We start from the raw sequence: 8,333 nt of genomic DNA, 5'->3' as shown, positions 1-8,333 counted from the left end.
ACCCCCGGACCAGGTGGTGCCGCCGTACGGCCGGACACCACCGGCGCCTGCAGCTCCTGCCCCGGCCGCTCCTGCGCCGGCACCGCCGCCCGCTCCCGGGGTGCCCGCCGCTCCGTCGGGTCCGCTGCTGCCCGCCGAGGCGGTGCCGCAGCCGGGTGGGCCGATGCCACAGGCGGCGGGACCCGCGATGGCGACCTATGACCAGAACGGCACGTTCGTCGACCCTGCCGGCGGAACTGGCACCTTCGCCGGTGGAACTGACAAACTGGCGCCTGCAGAGAACTGGGTCGATCTGATGTTGGCCCCGAAGCAGCTATAGGCAGGACGAGTTGGTAGAAGCCAGTCCGCGTGAGGTGAGCCGGCCCCCACGGCGTCGCGCCTCCCGCGCCGCCGGGCCCGCCACCGGTGCCGAACCGGAGGCCCCCCTCGCGGTGTTCCTCGACACCCCGGGCACCACGACGGTCCGCCGTCCGGTCTCGGTGTCGGCGGCTCCGCCGCCCCGTCGCCGGGCCAACCGCGGCCTCGTCGCGCTGGTGGCTCTTCTGGCACTGGTCGTCCTGGCCGGTGCGCTGGGCGGTGGGGTGGCGTGGATGCTGCACGAGCAACGCGCCCAGGAGGCGGTGCTGGCACGTGACCAACGGTTCGTCGACACGGCGTCACAGCTGGTGGTCAACATGTTCAGCTATACGCAGGACAACATCGACGACAGCGTGAACCGATTCGTCAACGGCACCAGCGGACCGCTGCGCGACATGCTCAGCCAGGGCAACAACGTCGACAACCTCAAGGCGATCTTCCGCGACACCAACGCCAGCTCCGAGGCCGTCATCAACGGCGCCGCGCTGGAAAAGGTCGACCCGATCAGTGGTAACGCCTCGGTGCTGGTATCGGCCCGGGTGACGGTGACCGACATCGACGGCACCAACAAGCCGTCGCAGCCCTACCGCATGCGGGTGATCGTGCACGAGGACGACAACGGGCACATGACGGGCTATGACCTCAAGTACCCCGACGGCGGCAACTGATGGGGAACGGGATCTCGCGGCTGATCGCCGCCATCGCCGTGCTGTTGTCCCTCGGTGTGGCAGCACTCGGCGGCGTGGGCGGTTGGCTCTTCTGGGACAGGGTGCAGCTGCAGGGCGAACAGGCTGCTCGCCAAGAGCTGGCTCCGCTTGCCCAGCAACAGATTCCACAGGTGTTCGGGTACGACTACCAGACGGTCGAGGGCAGCCTCGGCAAGGTGTACCCGCTGCTGACACCGAGCTATCGCCGGGAGTTCGAGGACCGCGCCGTCAAAGACATCATCCCGCAGGCGCGCGATCGCCAACTGGTCAGCCAGGCCAACGTCGTGGGCGTCGGAGTTCTCGAGGCGCAACGCGATTCGGCGTCGGTGATGGTGTACATGAACCGCACCGTGACGGACAAGTCCCGTCAGCCCATCTACGACGGCAGCCGGCTGCGTGTCGATTACCAGAAGATCGACGGCAAGTGGCTGATCAACTACATCACTCCGATCTAGAGTCGGCCAAGGCGTCGAGGAAGGACCGCGCCCAGCGGTCCACATCGTGGGCGAGCACCTGGCGGCGCAGTGCCCGCATCCGGCGCCTGCCCTCCTCCGGAGTCTGTGTCAGCGCCGCCTCGATGGCGTCCTTGACGCCTTCGAGGTGGTGGGGGTTCGTCAGATAGGCCTGCCGCAATTCGGCTGCCGCCCCGGTGAACTCACTCAACACCAGAGCGCCGCCGAGATCGCTGCGGCACGCCACGTACTCCTTGGCCACCAGGTTCATCCCGTCGCGCAGCGGGGTGACGAGCATGACGTCGGCGGCGACGTAGAAGGCGATCAGGTCCTCCCGGGGCACAGGGCGATGCAGGTAGTGCAACACCGGGTGCCCGACCTGTCCGTACTCGCCGTTGACGTGCCCCACCTGACGTTCGATGTCCTCCCGCATCGCGATGTAGCTCTCGACCCGTTCACGGCTCGGCGTGGCCAGCTGCACCAGCACGGTGTCCTCGGGGTCGATACGGTCTTCACCGAGCAGCTCGGAGAACGCCCGCAGACGGACGTCGATGCCCTTGGTGTAGTCCAGTCGGTCGACACCCAGCAACACCTTGCGCGGGTTCCCGAGCTCGGCGCGAATCTCTCTGGCGCGCTGGCGGATCCGACGGGTGCGGCCCTGCTGATCGAGGTCACCGGAGTCGATGGAGATCGGGAACGCGCCGACCTTGACCGTGCGGAATCCGACGAAGACCTCCCCGAATCGGGAGCGGACACCGACGTTGCCGCGGGAGGTGTTCGCGCCCACCAGCCGGCGGGACAGGATCAGGAAATTCTGGGCGCCGCCGGGCAGGTGGAAGCCCACCAGGTCCGCACCGAGTAGACCTTCGATGATCTCGGTGCGCCACGGCATCTGCATGAACAGTTCGACGGGTGGAAAGGGGATGTGCAGGAAGAAGCCGATGGTCAGGTCGGGCCGTAGCATCCGCAACATCTTCGGCACCAGCTGTAGCTGATAGTCCTGCACCCAGACCGTGGCGCCCTCCGCCGCGGTCCGGGCGGTCGCCTCGGCGAATCGGCGGTTGACCTCGACGTAGCGGTCCCACCATTGCCGGTGGTAGATCGGTTTGACGATGACGTCGTGGTACAGCGGCCACAGGGTCGCGTTGGAGAACCCCTCGTAGTATTCGGCGACGTCGTCGGCGGACAGCCGCACCGGCACCAACGTCATGCCGTCCTGCTCGATGGGTTCCTCGAAGCTATTCGGGTCGTCGGCCTCCTCCGGAACCCCGGGCCACCCGATCCACGCGCCGCTACGCCTCCGCAGGAGCGGCTCGAGCGCGGTGACCAGCCCTCCGGGGCTTTGCTTGTATTCGGTGGAACCGTCGGGCCGGCGGACGATGTCTATGGGAAGACGGTTGGCGACGACGACGAAGTCGGCCGACGCAGCCGAGCCCGAGCGGTCGTCTGGGCCGCTCGGATCCGGCATTATGCGTCGAGCTTCGCCGGTCCGATGCCGAGCATCGACAGGAAGACCCGGCATTCGTCGGCGTCGGTGGCGTAGGCGGCGACCACGCGTCGCGCCTGGCGCTCGGTGCTGTCGGCGATGGGCTCGACGTCGCCGATCTCGGCGGGGTCAGGTTTGGCAGGCATGGGGACAACTGTAGCCAATGCCGGGGCCGGAAGCCGAAGCCTGTTCGCGGCCTCCTCCGGTGCCGTATAACTGGAACACGTTCTCGTTTTGGTGTCGTGGAAGGTGTACGGATGCAACTCTCCGATGCAATGTTGTCCGGGCGAACGGTGCTGGTCACCGGCGGGGGCAGCGGAATCGGCAAGGGGGTGGCGGCGGCCGTCGTCGCCGCCGGCGGCAACGCGATGCTGATGGGCCGGAACGCGGACAAGCTGGCCGCCGCCGCGGAGGAGATCGGCGGCACGGTGCGTTATGAGCCGGGTGACGTCACCGACGAGGACGAGGTGGCCCGCACCGTCGACGCCGCGGCGGCGTGGACGGGGCGGCTGGACGGTGTGGTGCACTGTGCCGGCGGCAGCGACACCATCGGCCCGATCACCCAGCTGGACTCCGAAGCGTGGCGGCGACTGGTCGACCTCAACATCAACGGCACCTTCTACGTCCTCAAACATTCGGCGCGGATGATGGTGCGCGGCGGTGGGGGATCGTTCGTCGGCATCTCCTCGATCGCGGCGAGCAACACCCACCGCTGGTTCGGTGCGTACGGGGTGTCCAAGGCCGGGGTGGACCATCTGATGCAACTGGCCGCCGACGAGCTCGGCCCCTCGCTGGTGCGGGTGAACTGCCTCCGGCCGGGCCTGATCCGCACCGATCTGGTGGCGGCGATCTTCATGTCACCGGAGGTGAGCGGCGACTACGCGGCGGCCACCCCGCTCCCTCGCCCCGGCGAGGCCGAGGATGTGGCCAACGCGGCGGTGTTCTTGCTCAGTGATGCTTCGAGCTACATCACCGGACAGCTGATCAACGTCGACGGCGGCATGATGCTGCGCCGGGGACCGGACTTCTCGGCGATGCTGGAACCGGTCTTCGGCGCAGACGGACTGCGCGGCGTCGTCTCCGAGTAGCAGCCTCTACCGCTCGTGGTGGATGCGACCGTCCGTCTCGGTGAGCGGCCGCCCCCCACCGCCCCAGCGGGAGGCGATGATCTCGGCGGCGATGGACACCGCGGTCTCTTCGGGGGTCCGCGCGCCCAGGTCGAGCCCGATCGGGCTGGACAGCCGGCTCACGTCGTCGTCGGTCAATCCCGCGTCCCGTAGGCGGCGCATCCGGTCCTCGTGGGTACGGCGCGATCCCATCACGCCGACGTAGCCGACCTCGGGGAGCCGCAAGGCGACCTCGAGCACCGGAACGTCGAACTTCGGATCGTGGGTGAGTACACAGATCGCGGTGCGGGCGTCGAGGGCGCCACGCTCGGCCTCCCCGGCCAGGTACCGGTGGGGCCAGTCCACCATTACGTCCTCCGCAGCGGGAAACCTTGCCGCGGTGGCGAATACCGGACGGGCATCGCAGACAGTGACACGGTATCCGAGCAGCGCCGCCTGGGCGGCGAGCGCGGCCGCGAAATCGATCGCACCGAAGATGATCATTCGTGGCCGCGGCGCATGGCTGGCGACGAAGACTTCCATCCCGACGTCCTGGCGCTGCCCGTCCGGCCCGTAACTCAGAACGCCGGAGCGGCCCGCGGCCAGCAGACCCCTGGCGTCGTCGACGATCGCGGCATCGGCTCGTCCGGACCCGACCGAGCCGTCGGCGAAGTCCGGCCCGACGACGATCCGCCGCCCCCACCACTCGGAGTCGGGGTGGTCGATGACGGTCGCCACCGCCACCGCCCGGTGCTCCGAGATGTCGTCGGCGACCGCCTGCAACTGGGGAAAGGTCAGCCGCGACACCGGTTCGGTGAAGACGTCGATGGTGCCCCCGCAGGTCAATCCGACGGCGAAGGCGTCGTCGTCGCTGACGCCGTAGCGTTGCAACTGCGGGCGACCGCTCGCCACGACCTCGCCCGCTGCCTCGTAGACCGCCGACTCGACGCAGCCGCCCGACACCGAGCCCGCTACAGCTCCGTCGGGGGCCACCACCATGGCCGCACCGGGTGGGCGCGGGGCGGAGCGCATCGTGCGGACGACCGTCGACAGTCCCGCGGTGCCGCCGGTCCGCCAGACGGCCAGCAACTCATCGAGCACGTCGCGCACGTGCGCAGTCTAAGGCTGTGGCCGACCGGTCACACCTTGGTCAGGTCGGTGTGCATCAGCATCACGTTGTAGCTCGACCACAGCGAGAGGTTGAAGTACAGGTCCGACCCGGTGCCCTCCGTGGACGGCGACCAGGGGTGCAGCATCGGTGCGTAGATGCCGCCGGGCTGCTGGGTCATCAGGACCGTCGCGTCCGACCAGACGCCCTCGGGGGTGTCCGCGGTCCGCATCACGATGCTGTTGTTCTGATCGCCGTAGAGCACGATGTACTTGCCGAGATAGTCGTTGTACTGCACCGACATTTCGCTGACCGTGTACCCGGGTTTGGTGAAACCCAGGAAACCGCCGGACTTTCCGATGATCGCCGTGGCCGCCGATGGGTTCCCCTTCACCCAGCCGGCCGGCGAGCTGCCCAGCCAGCTCTTCTTCGCGGCTTTGTAGTACTCGTATTTCGACGGGTCGAGGATGTCTTCGGGTGCGACGCGGGACAGGTACGCCGCGCCCTGGCGGCCGTTCGGTGTGCCGTACACGTAGATGTAACCGTCGTCGCCCTTGACGAACGCCGACTGTTGAAAGTTCTTGTTGCCACTGAGGAACGAGTTGTAACGAATGCTGTTGGGATCGATGGTGAAGTTCTCGCCGTTGTCCACCGAGTACCCGATGGCCGAGTAGTTGGTGGTCCACCTACCCGCCGACCCCCACTTGCTGACCGACATGTAGCTGACGTACTGGATGGTGCCGAAGGGGGTGTCCTCGGTGACCGGCACGTTGACCGAGACGCCCGCGGTCGGGATCATCGTCACCGAATTCGGCAACCACCTCTGGGGGTTGATGATCGGTCGCGCATTCACCGGGCCGTCCAGCGGCGCACCACCGAAGTAGTTGCCGGTGAACCACTCTCCGTTGGGGATCGTGATGCCGTCGCTCAGATCGCGGTCCGAGCTGCGGAACAGCGTGTTGAAGATGTGCCGGCCGGTCATGTTGGCTCCGCTGAACGTGTCGCCGACAGCGATCAGCACCTGGTGCTCGTTGAAGGGGGTGGACGGGTCGTCGACCATGCCGTTGTCCCACATGGTGCCGACGTCGGTGCCCCAGACGCTGAACCGGTCCACCGTGTTGGCCTTCAACGGATCACCGTAGGAGTAACCGCCGGTCACCCAGCTGACGAAGTTGGTCGACGGGCTGACCTGAGGATTCAGCCACGGCGAATACGGCGTGATCGCCGCGGCGGCCAGCGGGGTGGCCAGCGAGGTGTCGGCGGTCAGGCTCGCGGTGGCGACGCGGGTCGTGCGAGCAGCCGACAGCGTCTCGAGCTCGCGCCGGGCGGCCGACATCAGAGCCCACAGGAATGGCGGCGCAGCCGTCTGGCCCTGGCCGGCGTCGGCCTTCTGGTGTGCCCAGTCGACCATGCTGCGAGCCACCTCGACGACGGCCTTGACGACGGGTCGATCGATGGGGCGTTGCGTCTGAGGCGCTTGCGGGGCGGGCTGCGATGCTGACCGCAGCAGCGTCAACCGTGAGGAGGTGCGCGGCGGTTCGGCAGGGTCGGGGGAGACGACCTCGGCGGGACGGGCCGACCGGGACGGCGTTGCATCCGCAGTATCGGGGGTCTCGGGTTCCGACACCGACGTCTCGGTCGCGTGGTCCCGCGCACTCTCGGACTTCTTCCAGGTCGGCCGGGATGTCCGCTTCGTGGCCGGTGTCGTGGTCGTCACCGCATCGGTGTCGGAGTCGGCCTTCTCGGAGGTGTCCGACGTGTCCGTCTTCGTGGGCTTGTCGGCCTTGCCGAAGCGACGTGGCCTCTCCGCTCGGTCGGCTCCGGTCGAGGTGGTGCGGGCCTTCGGCCCCGCGGCGGCCGAGGATTGTCCTCCCGACGAGACAGACGAGGCCGACGATCCAGAGGACGCCGACGATCCCGCCGATCCCGACGAGGAGGTGTCATCGGCCCAGGCCTGACCCGCGAACACCGCCGATCCGATACCCAGGGCGACGGCCAGGGCGCCGACGCGGCCGATGTGCGCTGCGGAACTCAACAGAAAAGCCCTCCGAAACCGGTCTCTCGTCCCCCGACGTACGCGTCATTCAAGCGCATCGCGCAGGAGTCGGCCAGCAAAAGGGTGTAACGGTCCCGTTTTCGTTTCGCGACTGTGATCGTTGGCTTTTCCAGATCGGCCGGGGACGACTGCAAATCCGGACGCCGCAAGCGTGGAGCCCCCTGTCAGGATTGAACTGACGACCTACGCTTTACAAGAGCGTTGCTCTACCGCTGAGCTAAGGAGGCGTGGAAAGCCAGCTTAACGGCTGTGCGGTCACTCCTCGACATCGATCACCCTCTGCGGCGTCGCCGGTCGCGCCATGAACCGGGCCCGCGGGCGCCGGCCCGGCAGCGGGATGCGATCGGCGATGTTGCTCAACGGGTTCACCACCTGGCTCAACACGATCACCGCCTCGCGCAGCGCCTCGATCGTCGGCTCGAGCGCCTCCAAGCCCGGGGACAGCCGGTTCAACGTGTCCGCAACCGTCGCCAGCTGCTCCAGCGGGCCGTTGCGCGCGGTCAGGGTGTCCACGACGCCGCCTTCGGCGAACAGGCGGTCGGCCACGCCGTCCTCGGCCAGCAGCCGGTCCACGAGACCGTCCTCGGCGAGCAGCTGATCGACGAGCCCGCCGGGCGCGATCGCGCGCATCAGCCCGCTGTCCTCTTCGGTCAGCCGCTCCAGCGCTCCGCCGGGGGCCGTCAACCGGTCCACCACACCACCCGGCCGCAGCAGGCGGTCCAGAGCACCGTCGGGGGCCAGCGCCCGGCCCAGCGGCTGGTCCTCGTCCATCAGGCGTGCGAGCCGGTTGGCCCGCTCCACGGCATCCTGCACGCCGATCATCGCGGCGAACGAGGTCGGCGGCTGACGGACGCCGCTTCCCGGTTCGCCGAGCGCTTTGCGGGCGATGCCCAGTCCTCCGCCGGCCATCCCGAGACCGGCGTCGGCCACGGCCAGACCCACCCTCACCGGCGTCAACGCGAGATCGCTGAGGGATTTGCCGAGGTTCATGCGATCCAGTCTAGGAACAGCGCAAGAATGAACTCACAGGAACCACACAGCGAGCGCGCAGCAGTTTTCCA

Annotated in this window: 8 protein-coding genes, 1 tRNA gene and 1 pseudogene; 4 read left to right on the top strand and 6 right to left on the bottom strand. The window is 68.1% G+C overall.

Annotated elements, in window-relative coordinates; translation table 11 throughout:
* From MHN84_RS05110 to MHN84_RS05100, 3 genes and pseudogenes are all read left to right on the top strand, one after another.
* Positions 1-319: pseudogene (locus tag MHN84_RS05110) on the top strand (mammalian cell entry protein); the annotation flags it as partial.
* A gap of 34 nt (positions 320-353) precedes the next feature.
* Complete coding sequence (locus MHN84_RS05105) at positions 354-1,025, top strand: mammalian cell entry protein (RefSeq protein ID WP_241203530.1); 672 nt, start codon at positions 354-356, stop codon at positions 1,023-1,025.
* Positions 1,025-1,519: a mammalian cell entry protein gene (locus tag MHN84_RS05100; protein WP_221351489.1), complete on the top strand. Its 495-nt coding sequence runs from the start codon at positions 1,025-1,027 to the stop codon at positions 1,517-1,519. The genes MHN84_RS05105 and MHN84_RS05100 overlap by 1 nt, the downstream gene beginning before the upstream one ends.
* Here the strand turns inward: MHN84_RS05100 and MHN84_RS05095 are convergent.
* Together MHN84_RS05095 and MHN84_RS05090 are read right to left on the bottom strand one after the other, a co-directional pair.
* Positions 1,506-2,984 (bottom strand): trehalose-6-phosphate synthase, encoded by a 1,479-nt coding sequence (locus tag MHN84_RS05095; RefSeq protein WP_241203529.1) that lies wholly within the window; start codon positions 2,982-2,984, stop codon positions 1,506-1,508. The genes MHN84_RS05100 and MHN84_RS05095 overlap by 14 nt on opposite strands.
* Complete coding sequence (locus MHN84_RS05090; RefSeq protein WP_172835593.1) at positions 2,984-3,148, bottom strand: hypothetical protein; 165 nt, start codon at positions 3,146-3,148, stop codon at positions 2,984-2,986. The genes MHN84_RS05095 and MHN84_RS05090 overlap by 1 nt, the downstream gene beginning before the upstream one ends.
* A gap of 111 nt (positions 3,149-3,259) precedes the next feature.
* Between MHN84_RS05090 and MHN84_RS05085 the strand changes: the two genes are divergently transcribed.
* Positions 3,260-4,090, top strand: a complete 831-nt coding sequence (locus tag MHN84_RS05085) for an SDR family oxidoreductase (RefSeq protein WP_241203528.1) — start codon at positions 3,260-3,262, stop codon at positions 4,088-4,090.
* Between the two features lie 6 nt (positions 4,091-4,096).
* Here MHN84_RS05085 and MHN84_RS05080 read toward each other — a convergent pair whose 3' ends face one another.
* From MHN84_RS05080 to MHN84_RS05065, 4 genes are all read right to left on the bottom strand, one after another.
* Complete coding sequence (locus tag MHN84_RS05080) at positions 4,097-5,218, bottom strand: XdhC family protein (RefSeq protein ID WP_241203527.1); 1,122 nt, start codon at positions 5,216-5,218, stop codon at positions 4,097-4,099.
* A 29-nt stretch (positions 5,219-5,247) separates the two neighbouring features.
* Positions 5,248-7,251 carry a DUF4185 domain-containing protein gene (locus MHN84_RS05075; RefSeq protein ID WP_241203526.1) on the bottom strand — a complete coding sequence of 668 codons (2,004 nt, stop codon included), beginning with the start codon at positions 7,249-7,251 and terminating at the stop codon, positions 5,248-5,250.
* A 173-nt stretch (positions 7,252-7,424) separates the two neighbouring features.
* Positions 7,425-7,499, bottom strand: a tRNA-Thr gene (locus MHN84_RS05070).
* A gap of 28 nt (positions 7,500-7,527) precedes the next feature.
* On the bottom strand, positions 7,528-8,262 hold the full coding sequence (locus MHN84_RS05065) for a hypothetical protein (protein WP_241203525.1): 735 nt from the start codon (positions 8,260-8,262) through the stop codon (positions 7,528-7,530).
* Positions 8,263-8,333: the final 71 nt, after the last annotated feature.

The sequence above is a fragment of the Mycobacterium sp. PSTR-4-N genome (assembly GCF_022348085.1).
GTDB lineage: Bacteria > Actinomycetota > Actinomycetes > Mycobacteriales > Mycobacteriaceae > Mycobacterium.
Note: the sequence above shows the minus strand (reverse complement) of the source record. Positions and strands in the feature narration are given on the sequence as shown.

Coding starts and splice junctions, on each gene's coding strand:
- MHN84_RS05085 (WP_241203528.1), top strand. CDS start 3,260: ATGCAACTCTCCGATGCAATGTTGTCCGGGCGAACGGTGCTGGTCACC.
- MHN84_RS05095 (WP_241203529.1), bottom strand. CDS start 2,984: ATGCCGGATCCGAGCGGCCCAGACGACCGCTCGGGCTCGGCTGCGTCG.
- MHN84_RS05065 (WP_241203525.1), bottom strand. CDS start 8,262: ATGAACCTCGGCAAATCCCTCAGCGATCTCGCGTTGACGCCGGTGAGG.
- MHN84_RS05090 (WP_172835593.1), bottom strand. CDS start 3,148: ATGCCTGCCAAACCTGACCCCGCCGAGATCGGCGACGTCGAGCCCATC.
- MHN84_RS05100 (WP_221351489.1), top strand. CDS start 1,025: ATGGGGAACGGGATCTCGCGGCTGATCGCCGCCATCGCCGTGCTGTTG.